Genomic DNA, 18,979 nt, shown 5'->3' on the forward strand with positions numbered 1-18,979 from the left:
GTGTTGCGTTAAATCTTAGGCTTTGATCGCGATGAGAGCAACAACTAAAGAAAATGAATCACTCGACGCAGTAACAGAGAGAACAGGTGGGCGTAGTGCAAAAGTCAGAGAGGCAGTGCTGCAGGCTGCCAGACAAGTACTGCTGGAAGAAGGAGCAAATGCCTTAACGCACCGCAACGTGGCGCAAATTGCCGGGGTAAATGCTTCGACGGTCTATCGCCGGTGGCCTGACAGAGCAAGACTAATTGCCGAGGTATTCAGAACTACCGCTGAAAGCATGGTTACAATTCCAGATAGTGGCAGCCTGCATTCTGATTTGTACGAATTTTTAAAGATGATAACCAGTATGCTTTCTTCATCAGAGGGAAGGAAATTGATACAAGCCGCGATCAGCGCCAGCTCGTCAGGTGACGAGATGGTTGATACTGCGATTCGGGATGTCTGGGAACAAAGGTTTCAGCAGGCCGAGGTGATGTTTGAACAGGCAGTCCTTCGTGGCGAAGCTGGCTATAAGGGACAACGCAGAATCATACTTGAGACGCTGATTGCACCTGTCTGGTTCAGAATTTTGATTACTCAGCAGCCTGTGGATGAGAAATATCTGGCTGCCAACATCAACCGAATTTTAAAGCAGATGTCATGAAACCGAGTTCTATTAAGGCTCAACCCCCTGGGTGTCTTAATTGTCTTTTTTCAAAGACACACTTTCTGAGATCTGAGAGCGGATGGAAGTCCGCTCCTCACTCATAGCGGAAAGTCCCTCAGTAGCATGCGGTGAGGTGCCAGAATTGCCTGAAGCTGCTCAACACTTTCCAGCGGTTAACGACCATGATTGCCTTATTTTTTCAGGTTATTCGTGTGTGCACCGGCAGCAGCGTCACGTGTCTGGCCTGCCGGGGAATTCCACTGGAAACCTGTCTTTGCCTCGATACCTGGGCGTAGCCGTTACTCATCGGTGTAATCTTCCCGCGGATGAAAGAACAATGGCGCTTCCTGCTCAATGTGCCGCAGCCGTGTAGCCCACTGATCCAGACAGGCTTCTCTGTTTTCCTGCGACATATTATCTGCCATCTACGCCATAAAAGGTGGCAGTACATAAAAGCCTGCGTAATGAAAGATGCCGTTATGGATAGGCCAGAATTCGTTGTTTATTGCCATGTTTCAAAGGCAAACGGGGATCACACCCGGGCAGGCGATATGTTTACGATCTTCATTTTGAATGCAGCGTTGTGGCCCCAATGCGGTAAACCCTGTTTTTTTAATCATTGCAGAAGTCCGCCTGATTTGTGCTTAGGGAAAAATTTTGCATTCCTCAATAATACTTACCCCACCAGTCCGGACATTTCCTCCTGAAATAGATCTCTCTATTACACTGGAAGGTAATACTTCGTTTATGAGGCTTCTAGGATGGTGCAGAAACCGGACAGACGCCGCACTTTAAATAAAGAAAAAGTGTGGCAGGATCAAAAGGATATGGTCAGACAGGCGCTATCAGCGAGTCTTCCATGGTTTGCATTTGTGAATGTCAGTTTTGCTCTGATCATCCTGTTCCGGCATGTTCTTATTCGTGACTTTGACCGGTCGATAGGCGCTCACACTGAAATACTGCCGTTAATCGATCTCACCGCGGGCGCTATTATCGCTCTGTCACTACTGTTACTCCTTCTTGCTTACCGCCTGCCAGCGCGTTTGATACCGCTAAGCACGGAGCTGTTGCTGATTCTCGGCGTGATGTGGAGCTATTGTAGCTACTGCTTTATTGTCTGGTGGCAGCTGCCTTTTGCCTGGCCTCTCAGTGTCATCCTTATGCTCACCGCGCTGGCTGCACTTTATTATCATCCTCCCGCCTTAATTCTCTTTATCACACCCTTATGGCTCACTGCCCTGCTGGCCAGCGTGCAGCTTAACCAGGGGGTGAATATCCGGTTTTTACTGGTCTGGCTTCCGCTCACCGCTATTCTTATTTATGGTCGCGTTATTCTGCAGCGCTGGTTTGATGAAGCCTGGTTGCGTTATCAGGAGAACCGGATGCTTATCGCCCGGCTCGATGTGCTGGCGCATCAGGATGCACTTACCGGGACCGCTAACCGACGTCAGATGGAGAAGTTTCTTGCTGACGCTGTTCGCCAGATACTGCCGTTTGCGCTGATCATGCTTGATGTGGACTATTTCAAACGCTACAACGATCACTAAGGCCATCAGGCAGGAGATACATGCCTGGCGAAAGTGGCCGATATTTTGAAATCATCAGTCCGGACACCCGCGGATCTGGTGGCGCGTTACGGTGGCGAAGAGTTTGTGGTTGTGCTGCCCGCGGCCACTCTGGATGAAGCTGCGCGGGTTGCTGAACGTATTCAGGCAATCCTGCATGAAACAGCACTGCCACATGCAGCATCAGCAGTTAGCGAATCGGTCACTGTCAGCATGGGCATCGCGCTTTCAGGCCCCCATGATAACGCAGAATGTGTGATTGCCCGCGCGGATGAGGCGCTTTATCGTGCAAAACAACAGGGACGTAACCGGTGGGAGAAATAAATCCACTCTCTCAGCGCTAATCACTGGGATATCACTCCTGTTTTTCTTCAGCCGGAGGGGCAAACCAGTTCGGCTTAGTCACAATAACAGGCTGTTCGGGCTGACTGATAAAGTCTGGCGACATGATTTGTACACCGAATTGATTGAATACATCCTGTATATGGCTGTGGAGAACGCTCCTTACTCCGGCCAGCGACTCTCCTGGTCGGAGCCGGACCTGTAGCTCATAAGCCACGTACCAGTCCTGAAGCGCAAGCTGGCGCACCAGCGGCGCGATGTCGTGGTTAATGCCCGACGTGCGGCTGGCAGCCAGCTCCAGCATCGCCTCAACCTGCCGCCAGGGCGTGTCATAACCAATCGTGACGCTGGTCGTCATATTGATGCCTTCGCCTTTAAGCATGGCGCTTAAATTCACGATCCTGCCACTGACGACCACCGCATTAGGAACCGTGACTTCATAATTCTCACGGGTCAGAATTTTGGTGGCCAGCATGCCCACTTCACTGACCACGCCCTCATGATCGGCAATCCTGATCACTTCTCCTTTGCGCAGTGCTCGTGAGTAGGTCAGCACCAGCCCGCTCATGGCATGGTTCATGATGCCAGCCGAGCCCAGCGTCAGCATCAGGCCGAAGAACACGCTGATCCCTTTGAAGGCGAGTGAATTGGCACCTGGAAGAAAGGGATATGCCGTTGCCCCAGGCTATTTCGTCATTCAGGACAGTTAACCTGGTGCAGGGAGGTCTGATAACGCTGCTGATTATTTTCGGTCAGCGCTTTTAAGGCTGACAGCACGGCAGAGTTATCATGCGTACTATTAAGGAAGCGGGTCCGTAACTGTTCATCAGATACAGACGCTGGTATCTGACACTTTTGTCGCAGGTCATAGGTAATCGTCTGCTGCCTCAGCGCGAAGGCCAGATTTTCGTAGGCGGAGTTAGCCAGTGCTGGCGTTTGTGACAGCAACATTAATACGATCGGTATCAGATATTTCATTCTTATCTCCCGGCCCATTCTGGCCATTTTCACACATGGATAAATCCCTTACTTATCGCCTGCAACCGCGGCACATTGCGCAGGGTCAAAAACCGTTTTCCACTCTTTTTTCATATCAACAATCACCCAACCCTTTTGGGGTGCCAGTCTGAGACCGCTAATAAGCTTGCCACTGGCGGGCGGATGCCTGTCGTAGGCATATTCACGCACCGCATCGGTGTGGTGAACCAGTAAACCAAAGGTTTTATAGGTCGGATTGGCGGAGGTGTACTGAAGCATCGGCACATCGCCGTCGCTGTTGCCGAAAGCACCGACCGGATGACTGCACACGGGCTGAGGCGCGATTGAACTCATCGGCAAGGATAATGTTGCCGAAAACCGGGCCGGGACGGAACCGGAACTGATCTTCTTCGCGCGTGGCATTTTGCTGATAGATTTCGCTGCCGGTAATGTCTGACGGCAGCAGGTCAGGCGTGAACTGAATACGACAAATTCCCCTTCGATATGGCGAGCCAGCTCATGCACCGCACGCGTTTTCGCCAGACACGGTAAGCCTTCCAGCAGCACATGACCGTCACACAACAAGGCGACGATCAGCATCCGCACCAGCTCCTGCTGTCCAATCACCTGCTGATTCATACTGGCTTCCAGCGCCAGCAGCTTTTCACGATTATTCATTATGCAGGTTCCACCGTCTGACGTTTGAGCAGTGTCCCGATGCCAACCAGAATCGGTTGCGCATAGCTAAAGAAGGCCTTGATACCGGGACAGAGATAATTCATCCCCAGTTCACCCTCCTCGCTCCTGACGATGCGGTTTTTCGGGCATTCGCCGTAACAGAGCTTCAGATAGGGACAGCGTTTGCAGGCAGCGGGCAGCGTATCGCGCTTACCTAAACCAAAGGCTTTTTGTCGTTCGGAAAAGGCCATGTGCGCCAGCCTGGTACTTTGCACATTACCTAATTTGTATTCGGGATAGACGTAGTGATCGCAGGAGAAGATGTCGCCGTTCTTTTCAATCGCCAGCCCTTTGCCGCAGAACTCTGAAGTGATACAAATCTGCGCCGGCATGCCCATGGTCTGTGCCACCGCGGTTTCAAACAGGTTGACCTGAACGCGGCCTAAATCGTTTTTTACCCACTCTTCAAACACCGTAATAAGAAAGCGGCCCCAGTCATCGGGATCCACTGACCAGTCGGTGAAAATCGAGTCGAGATCGCCGGGTCTGGCGCGGCGGGTGCCGGTATCCTTACCTGAAACTGAATGGCTTAAAGAAGCGCTATCACAGCCGTTGCAGCCGTCTCTGAAGGATCGGAAACGCGGCTACAAAAATTTCTTCCAGAAACACGCAGCATTCCCGCGCTTCAAAAAACGCGCTCAAAATTCTTCACTCACACATTACTAATGTTCGGCGCGACTACCTTCACAAAATCACCAGTAAAATCATCGCTGACACAACCCCAAAATCCTGATCCATTCTAAAAAAGAATTCGATGATGATAATGGCCCCTTCAGCAAATGTATTTGGGCTCAGGCTGAAGGAGATAGGCAGATAATACGGTCAACGGCGCGTAAAGTTTTTTCCCGGTGGGCAATAATAATACGGGTTATGTTCATCTTCTTAATTTGACCATTTACAAACCTTTCACTTTCTATATCAAGCGAACTGGTTGCTTCGTCCATAAACAAAATACTTGGTTTTTGATAAAGTGCACGGGCGATGAACAGACGTTGCTTCTGTCCCCCGGATAATCCTTCGCCAAGCTCGCCGATTAAGGTGTCATATCCCATAGGCATTGCAACGATAACATCGTGAATATGACTTTTAAGAGCACATTCAATCATCCATGAATCATCCGGATCATCACTAAACCCACTGATATTTTCACGAATCGTCCCCGAGAAAAGCCTGTCATCCTGCATAACGCAGGCGATAATTCCATGGTAGTTATTAATCCCCATTTTCCGGATGTCTGTACCATTCACTAATACAGAACCGCTATCAGGTTTAAACAACCCACACAAAATTTTCATCAGAGTAGTTTTACCGCAGCCAGATGCCCCTGCAAGAGCGACACTTTCTCCAGGTGGAATGTTAATCGAAAGATCCCGAAATAACGGAGCCGACTGACTATCGTAGCTGTAACTTATATTAACAGCCTCAAGGGAAACTGGCTCCATCGATTTACAGAGCATTGACTCAGGTTTGACCTCTTCTTTTTCCTGAAGTGCAATGTCTGCAACACGTTCATTATGTAAACTCATAATGCGAAGCTGAAGGAGAAAATTTGTTAGGGAGGCCACACGATCCGAGAATTGGCTGCGGAACGCGCCGAAAGCCACAAACATGCCGATCGTCAGCTGATTGCCCATTACCAGTGTGGTTCCTAACCAGAGAATGGCAATCTGATCGCATGCTGAAATGAAAGTATTGATCCCCCCAAAGAGCATATCCATTTTTGTCAGTTTAATCCCTGAGTTAATGGCTTCAATTTTGAGGTTTAGCCAATGCGTAGCTCGGCGCTCGGCCATACCCTGAATTTTCACCGTGCCGATACCATATAAGGTTTCCATGAAATATGAACTGGCTCGAGCCCCTCTGATAAGATTCTCTTCCGACATCTGTCTGTAGTAATCGTACGTAAGGAGACGCATGATCACATATAAAGCGGTAAAGCCTAACACTACACCACTCAGATATCCGCCATATAATATCAGCATTACCAGGACGCCCACGACCATGATGCTGTCTATTATCGCGCCTATGACACTAGTGGTGAAAGTCATACGCAAGGTGTCAAGAGAACCAAAGCGGGACTGAATATCACCTAGCTTTCGTCGTTCAAAATAATTAAGGGGTAGCTTTAACAGATGTTTAAATAGCCCCGACTGCCATTGGACATTTATAAGCGTACCCATAATGAGTGACGACCAGGCTCGCATAATGCCGGTTGCCGCCCGTAAGAGAATGAAAAACATCATTCCTGCACAAATCAATGTCAGTAATCCATGGTCTCCAGAGGGGATAGCATGGTCCATTACCAATTGGGTTCCAATCGGCATTACTAAATTTATTGATTCGATGACAACTGACAGGCAAAATATTTTAAAAAGAGCCCTCTTTAGACCGAAGACATTGCTGACCATACGCTTAAGGTTAACATGCGTTTCTTCTGTTTTAGTTGAAAAATCCGTGCCTGGCCATAGTTCAAGCGCAACCCCAGTGAAGTAACGCGAGAGCTCATCAAGTGTTATGGTTTTCCGGCCCTGAGCAGGATCATGGATTACTGCCCGGTGACCTTTTATCGCCACTAAAATAACAAAATGATTGAATTCCCAGTGGAGAACACAGGGTTTAGTAAGTTTTTCAATGGCTTCCATTTCAAGCGATACGGCTCTGGATGACATGCCTAACTGCTCGGCAATACCAATCATGGTAGCGAGGTTTATCCCCCGGGAAGATACGTTAAACTGCCTGCGTAACGTTATTAAATCGACACTTTTACCATAAAATCCGCAAACCATAGCTAGGCATACAAGCCCGCATTCAGATGATTCAGTCTGATGAATAACCGGGACGCTTCGGGACCATCTGAAGTCGAACTGGTTAAAAATTTTTTTTATTGGTTCAATCTTCACTTATTTGTCCTGATGCGCTATTTTTCATGTCATAAAATGGAGAAATCATCCACTGATAAATTTTTCTTTTTTCCAGAAATAACGTAGCTTTTGCTTTCATTCCATTTTCAAGTGGCAATTTTTTATTAGTATAAAAAACTGCCTGTAATTCTGGATAAACAATAACCTTGTACCATGGACCTGTGCTATTAAGCTGGTTTTCAGGTGCCCCCTGATAAGTCAGCATTTCCTGTCGCGAAGCCGGCGTTCTACTTATAGTTTTTATAATTGCTGAAAACATCCCAAATTTCTCTGCTGGAAATGCGTCATATTTTATATTTATTTTATTACCTGTATATATGTAGGGGAGTGCATCGTTAGGTACCCAGATGACAAGGTAATAATTAGTGGCGTTTTCCGGGATGATCTGAAGAAGGCTGTCTCCAATATTAACCATTTGCCCCAGTGAAACGCTCATTGAATCAATCTTTCCATCAGACAATGCCCGTACGATAATTTTACCACTCTGATCGGCATCAAATAACTCCTTGCGCAGATCGTACTGCTGAAGCTCCATCTGGAATATTCGATTATCAAAGTCGGCCGACTGAGTTTCAATCTGGCCAGCAAGGCTTGTCAACTGCAAGGCATTTTGTTCCTTTTGCCCACTCAAGTTTAGTAGATTGTTTTGCTGCTGATAATATTGCGTCTGCTGATAAGTCAGCTGATCTTTCGTGATTAGGCCCTTAAGGTGATATTGTCTGTAATTGTCCATGTTAGCTTTCATTATGGCAATCCCTTCTTCAGCTCTTTTTATTATATCTGTAGAAAGTAAAAAAGCGTTGTTGTACTGTTTTTTTTGTTCTATTAAAGATTTTAGAGAAGCTTCCTTGCTTTTTTTTAATCTATCAATGATATCGTTGATGCGATCTAGCTGCTTTCGTATGTCGTGGCGTTTATTGTCACTGACAACACCGCTTGTGGTACTCTTGCTGACATCTATTTGATACAAAGGGGAATTTTTCTTAACAATCTCGCCTTCATGCACGTATTGCTTCACGATTACTCCCTGCACTCCTGAATAGATATTAGCAGGGCGAGGTAATGTTGTGATCTCGCCATTCACGCTGACTCTTCGTGAATAATTTCCTAAGGTAATAAATGAAATAAAGGCCACTAAAAATAGAAACGCTCCTGTGCCAATAAGCCATGCAGGGATCCCAGGTAACAAAATTGCGTGCCCCTGCCATTTGTTCTTTTTATTCTCAACCGCATCCTTTCGATACAAAGTATTTTCCTTAATTTAATGCTAAATCATTGTCATTTCGCATATATCAATTCATAATTGACGGCTGATTCTAGGGCGCATTATTAATAAATAGACGTCTGACTTTTTTTCTACGCGTTAACCATTTTACGTTTCTCTGGCTAAGTGTTATGGTATTTCTTAAATATTTGATGACTTCTCGGCCATAGCCGGGTTTGCAGCAAAAATCGAGGATCCAGATTTCACCGCCCTCATCCCATTCAGAAGGATGTAAGCGAAACTGAGGGTCATTAAGCAAACGCTCCACAGTATCGTTTCTCAGATAAGCCCAGGTCAGATAAGCAAGTGGGCTGCCGTTCATATCAAAAAGGAATTTTATCTGTCGGTGCAATATTGCGTGTTCGGTCCAGATTTGTAAGCTTAATACTGGGTAAAGACTATAGTTTCTATTAAGAAGCATGCACTGTACTGCATATCCCATTTGCTCATGCAGCGATGGGGCATTATTTTTTCCAACCAGATCTTGTATTTTCAGGGCCATAATTACTTCCCTTCCATCTGAAGATAAGCATCTGGCTGAAAGTCACTAAGTATACTCACCATGTAACGTTGAACATCCTGATTTAATTGTGAGAGGGTTAATCGTAATTGAGCGGGAGCATCGCGTTGTTCATCGAGCAGGCAAGCAATGCGGCCAAACATCTCTGTTTTATTCAACCTCTTTCTCGATTGTAAGCGGAGACAGGCAATGTCAGCCATGCGATCAAGGACCCGGATGTATCGCCTGTCAGCTTTCTGATACAGAAATTGATGGCTGGCACTCATATTGTTAAGCATATCAAGGAATCGCGGATCCTGCTCTGCACCCTTGTGGTGCTCAGTTCTAATTTTCTGACTAGCGCGTACCAGCGTCACAATCGACTGTACTGCAGACAACCGGCTTGCCCGGTTGTCTGACAGATTTTGATAACCGTAGGGGGCAATGCACAGCTGTGAAATGTTATCGGCCAGTTTTATAAGCACTGGCGGTAAGGCTTCGAAAGGCAACATCTCGGGCATCACGCCCAGCATGCTCAGGTAGCCACGATAGCATGCTTGCGAAAAAGTCTCGTCAAAGACCGCCTTAATTTCCTGCTGAAGATGAACAGAAAATTCACGAGAAAACAGATACTTGCCTAGATAAATGCTTAAGTCATAAAGCCCCTTCAATAGGGCCAGGGGTTCTTTAATGAGCTCACTCAGCCTTAGCTGATGGTCAAAGCCGGCGCAATAATCGTCGGGAAACAGACTGTTCAGCCCATTAAAGTCCATCAGCCTGCCATCCATTGCAATATTAGACGGCGAAGTCGTCAGACGTAGGAAACGTGTGCGGCAGAAGGCCGTTTGAAGAGCCTGACGTCGTGCCAGCTCGCACATGCCTTCAACGCACAATAGCGAAAGGTCACTCCGGGCTTTCAGGCTGAAACCCTCAGCGGGAACAGGCAAATTTTCTGGCAGCCGTTTTATCACGTGTTCAATGCGTTCGGCATCAGAGATAAGCTGGGAACTGTAACGGGTTTGGGGACAAAAATAGGGAGCCCTTTCGAAATGAGCTGGCCTCACAACCGGTTCACGTACCAGTAGCGCGCGCTGTGAGAGATTACAATTATGCTCATAGGCATGTTCGGTGTATTCATTGCTCAGCAATACTGCCAGCGTACGCACTGCCCCGTAGGGCAAAATCCTGGCTAGTCCTTCACTCCAAAGCATTTCATATACCGCATGGACTGCACCCAGCGAGCCATTTGAGTGTCGCCCGTCCGTTCCCTCGCCGACGAGCGGATTAGCTCCAATACCCTTGACTTGATAACGCCCATCGAATCCACAGCGCGCCCCGCCGCCATTTCGCTGAATCCCGCTCCCACCATAGCGTTCGGCATAAAAAACTTTCTTTTCAGCTGTCGATGAAGAGCCAATGATGTAGCTGCACTCAAGGCTTAATTTTTCGGGATCAGCAACGCTATCTGAGCACCAGATTAAGCTTGTATTCGTGCGGCTGGCGTGAAATGTCACCAAGTTCTCGCGCAGGGTGCTAAGACGCAGAAAATCTTCAGTTTTAAAATCTGTCATTGTGATAAAGTTTTGGCCATGAGCATTTCAGGACCGCATAAAATGAAGATGGTTTAGAATTGAATATGGTATAGATGAGACATTAATGTTCGATAAAGGCTCACCAAAGAATAGTTCTTTATTGTCTGCCATATCCATGTTTGGCTTGATACCTAAAGACTATTAAGGAAAGTCACTTTGCATTTCCTGAAGATACTCCTCAGAGTGAAACGTGTATTGCTTTTGTAAGTCAGCATGAATTTATAATCCCTCATTTCAATGCAATTTGATTCGAAAATATCCTGTGCGTTAAACTAAGGCTGCCATGCCGGTGAAATAAAGTCAATTGTAGATAATTAGTGATTATGTAGCTTTGCCTTACCTAATGATGAATAGGTGAATTTTTCCTGAGCGAATAGGCATTATAAATATGCGGCATAAAATCAGAGCTTAAGATCTTTCTTGACTACCTTTGAAGCTGAGCTTCGTGGGTAAGCTATCGACTGGTCCTGTTAATCAGCGTGAGAAGCACGTTGTGACAGCTACAGTTTAAAAAAACAACTGCCCCAAACATCATAAGATGAGCTTAACATCACGCAAGGTTTTTTGTTAACCTGCAACCCTTATATAAAGAATTGTCATAACCAATTGATTTAAATGATTTTTTAAAAAAATTTGAACGATAACCATTATCAATATGTTGATTTCTGTAATGGTTCCTATAAGATAATTGAAAAATTTCCGAAATAAAGGGGCTTGATTTCGCTTATATTAACCCTTTCTGTAATACATCTTGCAAGTGGGGTGAGATGAAATTGTTGGCGCTGCTCAGATTGTAAGTTCTATCGTGGGCGGAACTGCTGAAGGAAATGCGATGGTGTGTTAGTCAGTACCTGGCCTTATGTTATTCTGAAAAGGTCATAAGCCAGTTATCTGACAAGACATCAATTATCTAAAGCTTATCGATTAAGCAATCGCAGAGAGGGATTTCTCATGCGCATCCTTTTTATAGGACCACCGCTTTACGGGCTGCTCTTCCCGCTTATGTCGCTTGCACAGGCATTCCGTGCAAACGGTCACGAAGTAGTTGTAGCAAGTGCGGGTCAGTTCGCCAGAGAAACGGCTCAGGCAGGACTTGTAGCTTTTGACGCCGCTCCTGACCTTGATTCAGAAGCGAAATATCGCGAGCGGGAAGATTTCCGCAAAAAGCATAATAAAGTCGGCAACTTTTCATTCTTTAGCGATGAAATGGCTGACAATCTGGTTGAATTTACGGCCAACTGGCAGCCCGATCTGATTGTCTACCCTCCTCTTGGTGCCATTGGTGCACTGCTTGCCGCCAAATTCTGCATACCAGCAGTGATGCACACGGTCGGTTTTGCACATACACCTACTCACATTGAAATGGTAAAGCATTCGCTTCATAACGCTTATGTCCGCCACCGGGTCGGATGCGGCCAGCGTGACGCTGCATGGATCGACATAGCTCCCCCGAGTATGACTGTATTACAGAACAATGGCGAACCCATCCTTCCCATGCGATATGTACCTTATAATGGGGGGGGCGTACAGGAAAGTTGGTGGGATAGAAAACCAGGGTACCGACGACTGCTGGTGAGTTTAGGTACAGTCAAGCCGATGGTTGATGGTCTGGATATGATTTCCTGGGTAATAACCAGAGCGGGCGAGTTGGATGCTGAAATCATCCTCCAACTTTCTAAAAATGCGCGCTCAGGACTGGGTGAACTCCCGGATAACGTCCGGCTGGTTGAGTGGATTCCCACAGGGGTTTTCCTGAACGGTGCTGACGGGTTCATTCACCACGGTGGTGCGGGCAATACGCTGACAGCATTAAACAGCGGTATACCTCAGATAATATTTGGGGAAGGTGCCGATCGACCCGTCAATGCTAAGCTAACCGCCCTGCGCGGTTGTGGATTCATTCCGGGGGAAGAGGGCTTGACTACAAAAGTTGTTGATGCTTTTCTCAACGACTCGTCTCTGCGGATCGCTTCTGAAGGGGTTGCTTCAGAAATGGCCGCTCAGCCAAGCCCTTCGGTTGTAGCTGACAGGATCCTAAGATTAGTCTTCTGAATCTTCAGATAACCGATATCTCTCAGATATAGGATATATCTTAATGTAGTTTCTAAACTGACAGTATGCATCCTGTGCCGGCGTTATATTATGTAGTGACAAACTGACTATTTTCAGCATAGTTTTGAGACCAGTATGACAGTCAGGTTTGTCTCAGCAGCATAGTATGACATCAAGCCATTTGTTCCTATGGTGTAAGCATTATCAATAAGTCAGCTTGATCCCGGTCATTTTTGGTGAGCATGTGATTCCCGTCTCAGAACTAGCTTGCGCAATGAAGACGACCAAAAAAATCCAGCGGCTTTGGTACAAGAACATAGTGGAAGTTTAATTACTAAAAGAGGCTCCCAATATTAGCAGCCTCTTTTAGTGGATAGTGTGCTGTTGCAAAGAATGGCGAATAAGCTTAGTTGGCTTCTATTTGAAATTCTGGCGCGGGTAACTTAATTATAGGCATAATTATCCGGGATGCTGGCAGAATTTGCATTGCAAATGCCAGCCGAGTATACCAACAATAAATTTCCCATCGATGCCATCATCTGCTAACTGCCCCACCTATGGCAAAAGAGGGGCAATGAAAAACCTTGCAGCTGATTTTGTGAATTAAAACAAGTTGCACCCATACAGCGCTCTGGAAAATCACCTGTTCCGCGGACATCTCTGATGGCGGCTCCGGCGCATGTTAGAATATTGAAATATTAGGAATTATAGTAATTATAGTAATTATAGTAATTATAGTAATTATAGTAATTATAGTAATTATAGTAATTATAGTAATTATAGTAATTATAGGGGGTAATTTATACTGTTATCCCCTATATTTAATAGCTCTTAAAGGTGGCTAATAAGTAGCTAAAAGTCTCTTGTTAAAAATGCTCAGGAACCACTATTAGCACTTGAGCTTCCACCATATCCTCCCGGACCTGAAGCACCGCCATAGCCGCCATCAGAAAATGAACCACCGCCACCATAAAAATTTCCAGGAAGTGAGCAACTGTAACCTAAGCTTCCCATAACACCAGCCCAAACACCAGACGCCCCGGTTTCCCATTGACCTGTACCATCTCCTCCGGAGATTGAAATTAATTTTGCTTCCTCTGTGATTTCTTTTAAAACGTTCAAATGCTCATTTCTCATGACTTATCTCCTTTACTTTCTTTATTACAGGGGTAACATTTTTTGATGCATAATCAAAAGTATTTAAATGAATTATTCGATTTTTATTAAAACCACTACTGTGAAACTGAAATCGCAACCCTGGCGCGCACACAATTAATAATGCGTTATTTTCAATAATCTTTTCAATATTGGCTTCAGTATCATCATTAACAATAATCCAGCCATCATTAATCAAATCGAGTTTCTTCTGAACTTCTTTAATATAATCATCTTCTTTATAGTGACCAAAAAGACCACCCCCTGCCCCGTGTAACTGAGAACGACCAAGCGTCGGGGATGGGCTTGAAACCATATATATCTTTTTAATGCTCATAACCTGCCTCATTTCTTGATGAATTCATGTATTTGAAGTAGAAACGGGTCATCTCTGACGTAAAACCGTTGTCTGAAATGCTCCTTAACAACTTTTCAGACTGCTCAGTGAGTCCCACTTCAAAAAGATAGAATGCCAATGCTGCATCAAGGTGTAGTCCCTCAGAATGAATCATTCCATCATGATTTCTTGGAGGCCCTGAATTATATTCAATGATTTGACGTATTCTTTCCTTAGCGAGGGATTTAAACTTAGCGATGTCGTAGATTAGCTCATAATATAATGCATTGCTGTTGAATGGTATGATTTTCCTCATCAATCTTATCACTTCTTTGAATTTAACTTCATCATTGAGGGTAATCAATAATGCATTGGCTAAGAGATCAAGCATTGGAAAGGTATATTTACAAATGGTGATATTTTCCCATTGTAGATCTTTGTCATGTTTAATCTTTAGGGTGCTAATTATTCTGTCGCAGACAGCGTTAGGGTCCAGTCTTGAAAAATTATCACGAAAATAAAAGTAGTGCCACCTAAGATTGAAAGGCTCTTTTTTTATATTTTTATTATTTAAAATATTATTTCGTTCTATTTTATTTTTGAGGTTAACTATCTTACTCTCATATCCATCGTGAAATAAAACTATGTCGATATCTATTAGAGAAATGTCTGAATCACTTTTGTGTCTAAGTTCCTCATGTACAAATCCTGCATAAAAAAAGTCACCATCATTTCTGAAGATGCGCCCGATTCCCTTAGAGGAATTGTTATCATGGTTTATTATTTCTGGGCAGAAAGCTGTCAAATTTTTTTTATTGGCATGGTGTTTTTTTATTTTTCCCAATAGTTCCTCTTTATCAGTCTTAAGGTGCTCATCGGCATCAATAAAAAAAATATAATCAGAACTTGCTTTGTCGATTGCAAAGTTCCTGGCATGGGAAAAATTTTCCGCCCATTCAATCTGGAAAAGTAGGTTTTTTTTGTTAATAAAATCATTAATTATTCTCAAGGTTCCATCACTGGAGCCAGTATCGACTATAATTACCTCATCAAATATATTACATATGCTGTCTAAGCATCTTCTAATACAGCGATATTCATTTCTTACTATTAAAGCAGCTGTTACCGTAACGTCCATGTCATTACCATTTATATGATAAAAATCAATGCAAAAGATTGATTTTAAAGATAAATTATATACAGAAAGACTACCATAAAACTATTGCTCAAGTAAATTTATCTAATGATTCTTTCCTTCTTTTAGCTTATAATCGTGATCTGTATCACAAAAAAATATTTGATTTAAGCTATTTATTACAAATTACGACGGCATGTTTTTCAGTTTTATAAGATTTAATTATGTTATTTTTCACGAAAAAAATTAATTACAATGTTATATAAACTCCTTGGAGGTTATATTTTCGAACTTAAAAAATATCCTTTTGAAATTTCTTAGTCTAAGCGCCAGTTTTTAAAATATGACGCTTTGTCGTGCTGATTATTATAATAAGATCATTATCACTCCGTCAGCGGAGCAGGCAGAGCAGCATATTGGCCTGCCTTACTCCGTCACCGTTGAAGGTTCACAGGGGGCGAGCTAACCCTTCTCCATCTCCCTGCAGGGCACGGACGGTGGACGTAAGCGGATGGTGAGCTTCGAGTCGGCCTATGTTGCGCTGAGTCGGCTGAAGCAGCCGGCTCAGTTCTATACTGACAACCGGGAGAAGTGGGTGGCTGCGATGGAAAAATCGCAGGCGAAAAGTACGGCACATGATATTCTGGAGCCGCGCAGCGACCGTGCTGTCGTGAATGCCGCCCGCCAGAGAGCTCGTTATCTCGCCGGGGCACAAATACCCGCAACCGCGCGTGGCGCTGCCGGCCTTCGACCGCAACGGCAGGCAGGCGGGCGTATTGCTGAGCGCCCTGACGTCCGGAAACGGGCAGTTTAAGGGGCTAGGCGGCGAAGGTCGGGTGATGGGCAGCGAGGACGCAGCGTTTGCGGGTCTGCAGACCAGCCGTAACGGTGAGTCGCTGCTGGCGCGTGATATGGAAGAGGGCGTGCAGCTGGCGCGCGCGAGTCCGCAGAGCGGTGTGGTGGTGCGCCATCAGGATGTCTGCCTTGTCGCCCCAGCGACTAATGGCGTCGTTGATGTACTTGGACCAGGGAAGCGGTTCACGGATTTTGGCCCCGCGCAGCGAGTAGGTGTTATGCAGGGTATGAGTGACGTCTTCGGCTGTCTGGATAACCTTTTTCTCTTCGATAAACCACAGCATCTCTGCCGGGGCTTCCGAGCCGGGAGCCATCATAAAATCGTAGGTCAGACCATCAATGACGCGTTTCTCACCGGTTTTGGTCACATAATCGGTAGGCGCTATCAGGGTGACGGTGCCAGCAGAAGTGGTGGTGCCCAGCCCTGCCCCTACCTGACCTTTGGCATCGGCTTTCAGCAGGTTGCCGTACATGTAACTGGCACGACGGCTCATGACATAACCTGCCATGATGTTTTCAGAGACGGCAGATTCCATAAAGCCGGCCGGTGCATAGATTTTGACTTTGTCCGATTTGACGTCAGCTTCATCGACAACCCCACGCACGCCGCCGTAGTGGTCAACGTGGCTATGGGTATAGATGACCGCAACGACAGGTTTTTTACCGCGGTTTTTGAAATAGAGATCCATGCCCACTTTAGCCGTTTCCGCAGAAACTAATGGATCAACAACGGTGACACCCTCTTTACCCTCAATAATCGTCATATTGGAGAGGTCGAGATTACGAATCTGATAGATTCCCTCAGTCACTTCAAACAGACCACTGATATTGATTAGCTGAGACTGGCGCCACAGGCTGGGATTGACCGTATCCGGTGCTTTCTCACCCTCTTTAATAAAGGCGTACTGTTTCGGATCCCAGATAACGTTGCCGGACTCGCCTTTAATGACGGCATCAGGCAATGCAGCAATGAACCCTTTATGGGCATCTTCAAAGTCGCTTTTGTTATCGAAGGGTAATTGCTGATAGAGGGCATCATTAGCCTGTTTGGTAGCAGGCGCAGCGTCTTTCTAGGTCTCATCTGCAAATACGCTAAGCGAAGCGGTGGAGAGTAAACCGGCCAGGGCCAGACTGCGGGCTAGAGGTGTTAATTTCATGAGTTCCTCGGGATTTCAGACAAATGAAAATTGCATCCGATGCAACCGAAATAAAGACGTGCTTACAGCGTCCGGCATGAAAAGCCAGCAGCAACTGTTACGAGATAGCAATAATTGCTAACATTTGTTTTAACGTTAGCAAGATCTTAAAAATTCACCAGTTTAAGTTAAACAGCGGCTTTTATTTGCTGACTTTGATGAGCATCAAAAATTTAGAATTTAAATTTATAATTGAAATCTTCCTATCTAACTGATTTTTAACTTATATTTTACTTACCTGGCTAAATGTCAGTTATTCCCTTCTGTAAGTCAGTATCTTAATATTTGAGAATTACCTCATTTTTGTAATGTGAGGAATGTTCAGGAAGAATTACTATAAAAACCAGAAATAAATGGTCCTGACGCGCGCACAATGACCGGACACGCTTGAAGGGAGGTTATGCAATTCAGATGCTTTTCTAACGGCGATTTTGTCCGGTTTCCGTTGTGAGACTAATTCAATGCAGATAGTGTCGCGGTATGGAGAATTGATTGTCAGAAGGCTTTTAAACATAGCCCTGCGGCGTCAAAGTACCCCTTCGCTAAATTCGTCAGAAAAGTGAATAATGCTTTCAGACCGTCAGGGTGAATAAAAAACCTTTTTCATTTGTCGCGTATATAATCCGCGTCATTTCCGCCCCATCACTTTGGGCTGTCAGTAATTTAATATCGTTCGCGTTGCCGTAGAGGCGATCGCTCTGGCGATGGTGTCTGTATGTTTAACGGAAATGAATGATCAAAATTTAAAATTACCTTTCATGGTACAGGTCAAAGGTGATGCACCTGGCTGCTGGATGGCGTCAGTACTGAACAGACTTCAGCGGTGCTACATGGATAACAACAGTATGTGAGTCAGCCCCTGATGTCATACTGATGGCCTCCGGTTAGACGTGACGGCAGGATTGAGAGATGAGCGATTGAAGAGCGCGAAAAATCTTAAACTTAATCTGATGTTCATCCTGTTAAGTGGCTGAAGCACAGAGCTTACGCGTTGCGCATATAGATAAATACATTCCCCACTGGAACGAATAACCTGCCACCTGCTGGCCTTTCCTTAAGTCAAATCCGCACCCCACCGCCATGATCGGGTTACACGTCAGTCATTGATAGTGCCAGCGAAAACTGGAGTAAAAATAACGCGCGTTATCGTAACCTTAGAACTCTACATTTTTCATTCAAAAACAGTAACTTCTCCTCTGATTACAGTTCGCCTATGCTGGCTGCTCATTAAATTTCACTTCAGAAGGATCTGTTATGTTTGTTGTGCCCGCATCCTACAGTGCAGAGGCTGTTCAGTGCCTGTATGAAGTTATCGGCATACTCAACCTGAACGGCGTACGCTGCCACGTTATCTTTGACAGTCAGGCATCCCGCGCCGCAGTGATCCAGGCGGACGCGACAGAGGAACATGGCGAAATGCGCCATCCTGTGCTGGCCGTGCTGGAAATGGAACGCGTAACGAGTATCAACACCATACTGCGCATCAAATCGTTCTGGACCGATTCCGAGGGCGCTCAATCAGGTGTGGAACCAGGCACGCTGGCAAAAGCGTTGTATAAAGCGCTGACAACAAAGAAACATATCACGCTGGTGGGATTGTAGGCATTCTGAAGCCCGTGAAGTACGGGCTGTAACAGTCAGGTGTTGAGAGAGATACACGTCGGGGATGAGCATGATAATTCCACAGGTGCCCAAGAGTGCTTA

Annotated in this window: 11 protein-coding genes and 8 pseudogenes; 6 read left to right on the forward strand and 13 right to left on the reverse strand. The window is 45.5% G+C overall.

The annotated features are described in order from the left end of the window. The first annotated feature begins 31 nt into the window (after positions 1 to 31). Positions 32 to 643, forward strand: a complete 612-nt coding sequence (locus LC417_RS12815) for a TetR/AcrR family transcriptional regulator (protein WP_033773439.1) — start codon at positions 32 to 34, stop codon at positions 641 to 643. 830 nt (positions 644 to 1,473) lie between these two features. Then, positions 1,474 to 2,535: pseudogene (locus LC417_RS12820) on the forward strand (membrane-associated sensor domain-containing protein). A gap of 31 nt (positions 2,536 to 2,566) precedes the next feature. On the opposite strand, the pseudogene LC417_RS12825 reads toward LC417_RS12820, so the two are convergent. From LC417_RS12825 to LC417_RS12845, 5 genes and pseudogenes are all read right to left on the reverse strand, one after another. Continuing rightward, a pseudogene (locus LC417_RS12825) lies at positions 2,567 to 3,232 on the reverse strand (mechanosensitive ion channel family protein); the annotation flags it as partial. Between the two features lie 14 nt (positions 3,233 to 3,246). After that, positions 3,247 to 3,531, reverse strand: coding sequence for a YicS family protein (locus LC417_RS12830; protein ID WP_223565954.1), 285 nt, complete (start codon positions 3,529 to 3,531; stop codon positions 3,247 to 3,249). Between the two features lie 48 nt (positions 3,532 to 3,579). Next, positions 3,580 to 3,873 (reverse strand): annotated as a pseudogene (locus LC417_RS12835) (haloacid dehalogenase-like hydrolase); the annotation flags it as partial. Continuing rightward, positions 3,848 to 4,209 (reverse strand): annotated as a pseudogene (locus LC417_RS12840) (AAA family ATPase); the annotation flags it as partial. The pseudogenes LC417_RS12840 and LC417_RS12835, both read right to left, overlap by 26 nt. Beyond that, positions 4,209 to 4,775 (reverse strand): annotated as a pseudogene (locus tag LC417_RS12845) (SPASM domain-containing protein); the annotation flags it as partial. The pseudogenes LC417_RS12845 and LC417_RS12840, both read right to left, overlap by 1 nt. Positions 4,776 to 4,785: 10 nt before the next feature. Between LC417_RS12845 and LC417_RS12850 the strand changes: the two are divergent. After that, a pseudogene (locus tag LC417_RS12850) lies at positions 4,786 to 4,929 on the forward strand (RNA-guided endonuclease TnpB family protein); the annotation flags it as partial. Positions 4,930 to 5,060: 131 nt separating this feature from the next. Here the strand turns inward: LC417_RS12850 and LC417_RS12855 are convergent. From LC417_RS12855 to LC417_RS12870, 4 genes are all read right to left on the reverse strand, one after another. Further along, complete coding sequence (locus LC417_RS12855) at positions 5,061 to 7,169, reverse strand: peptidase domain-containing ABC transporter (protein WP_223565955.1); 2,109 nt, start codon at positions 7,167 to 7,169, stop codon at positions 5,061 to 5,063. Next, positions 7,159 to 8,436, reverse strand: a complete 1,278-nt coding sequence (locus LC417_RS12860) for an HlyD family secretion protein (RefSeq protein ID WP_223565956.1) — start codon at positions 8,434 to 8,436, stop codon at positions 7,159 to 7,161. Before LC417_RS12860 ends, LC417_RS12855 begins: the two co-directional genes overlap by 11 nt. A 70-nt stretch (positions 8,437 to 8,506) precedes the next feature. Beyond that, on the reverse strand, positions 8,507 to 8,956 hold the full coding sequence (locus LC417_RS12865; RefSeq protein ID WP_191938785.1) for a toxin-activating lysine-acyltransferase: 450 nt from the start codon (positions 8,954 to 8,956) through the stop codon (positions 8,507 to 8,509). 2 nt (positions 8,957 to 8,958) lie between these two features. Then, positions 8,959 to 10,524, reverse strand: a complete 1,566-nt coding sequence (locus LC417_RS12870) for an MchC protein (RefSeq protein WP_223565957.1) — start codon at positions 10,522 to 10,524, stop codon at positions 8,959 to 8,961. A gap of 972 nt (positions 10,525 to 11,496) precedes the next feature. Here LC417_RS12870 and LC417_RS12875 point away from each other — a divergent pair. Continuing rightward, positions 11,497 to 12,597, forward strand: a complete 1,101-nt coding sequence (locus LC417_RS12875; protein ID WP_191938787.1) for a nucleotide disphospho-sugar-binding domain-containing protein — start codon at positions 11,497 to 11,499, stop codon at positions 12,595 to 12,597. Between the two features lie 876 nt (positions 12,598 to 13,473). Here LC417_RS12875 and LC417_RS12880 read toward each other — a convergent pair. From LC417_RS12880 to LC417_RS12890, 3 genes are read right to left on the reverse strand one after another with little or no spacing between them, the layout of a single operon-like run. Further along, positions 13,474 to 13,734 carry a hypothetical protein gene (locus LC417_RS12880; RefSeq protein ID WP_191938788.1) on the reverse strand — a complete coding sequence of 87 codons (261 nt, stop codon included), beginning with the start codon at positions 13,732 to 13,734 and terminating at the stop codon, positions 13,474 to 13,476. Next, the gene (locus LC417_RS12885) at positions 13,724 to 14,089 is read right to left on the reverse strand and encodes a nitrogen fixation protein NifS (protein WP_223565958.1); all 366 of its coding nucleotides are present in this window, start codon (positions 14,087 to 14,089) and stop codon (positions 13,724 to 13,726) included. The genes LC417_RS12880 and LC417_RS12885 overlap by 11 nt, the downstream gene beginning before the upstream one ends. Continuing rightward, entirely contained in the window at positions 14,079 to 15,227 is a 1,149-nt protein-coding gene (locus LC417_RS12890) for a glycosyltransferase family 2 protein (protein ID WP_223565959.1), read from the reverse strand. The genes LC417_RS12885 and LC417_RS12890 overlap by 11 nt, the downstream gene beginning before the upstream one ends. Before the next feature lie 376 nt (positions 15,228 to 15,603). Here LC417_RS12890 and LC417_RS12895 point away from each other — a divergent pair. After that, a pseudogene (locus tag LC417_RS12895) lies at positions 15,604 to 16,192 on the forward strand (conjugative transfer relaxase/helicase TraI domain-containing protein); the annotation flags it as partial. On the opposite strand, the pseudogene LC417_RS12900 reads toward LC417_RS12895, so the two are convergent. Continuing rightward, positions 16,181 to 17,236 (reverse strand): annotated as a pseudogene (locus LC417_RS12900) (alkyl/aryl-sulfatase); the annotation flags it as partial. The pseudogenes LC417_RS12895 and LC417_RS12900 sit on opposite strands and share 12 nt — an antisense overlap. Positions 17,237 to 18,529: 1,293 nt before the next feature. On the opposite strand from LC417_RS12900, the gene LC417_RS12905 reads away from it, so the two are divergent. Next, entirely contained in the window at positions 18,530 to 18,877 is a 348-nt protein-coding gene (locus LC417_RS12905; protein WP_022624381.1) for a hypothetical protein, read from the forward strand. Positions 18,878 to 18,979 lie beyond the last annotated feature (102 nt).

It is taken from the genome of Pantoea sp. OVA07A (genome assembly GCF_019969975.1).
GTDB classification, from domain to species: Bacteria; Pseudomonadota; Gammaproteobacteria; order Enterobacterales; family Enterobacteriaceae; genus Pantoea; species Pantoea agglomerans.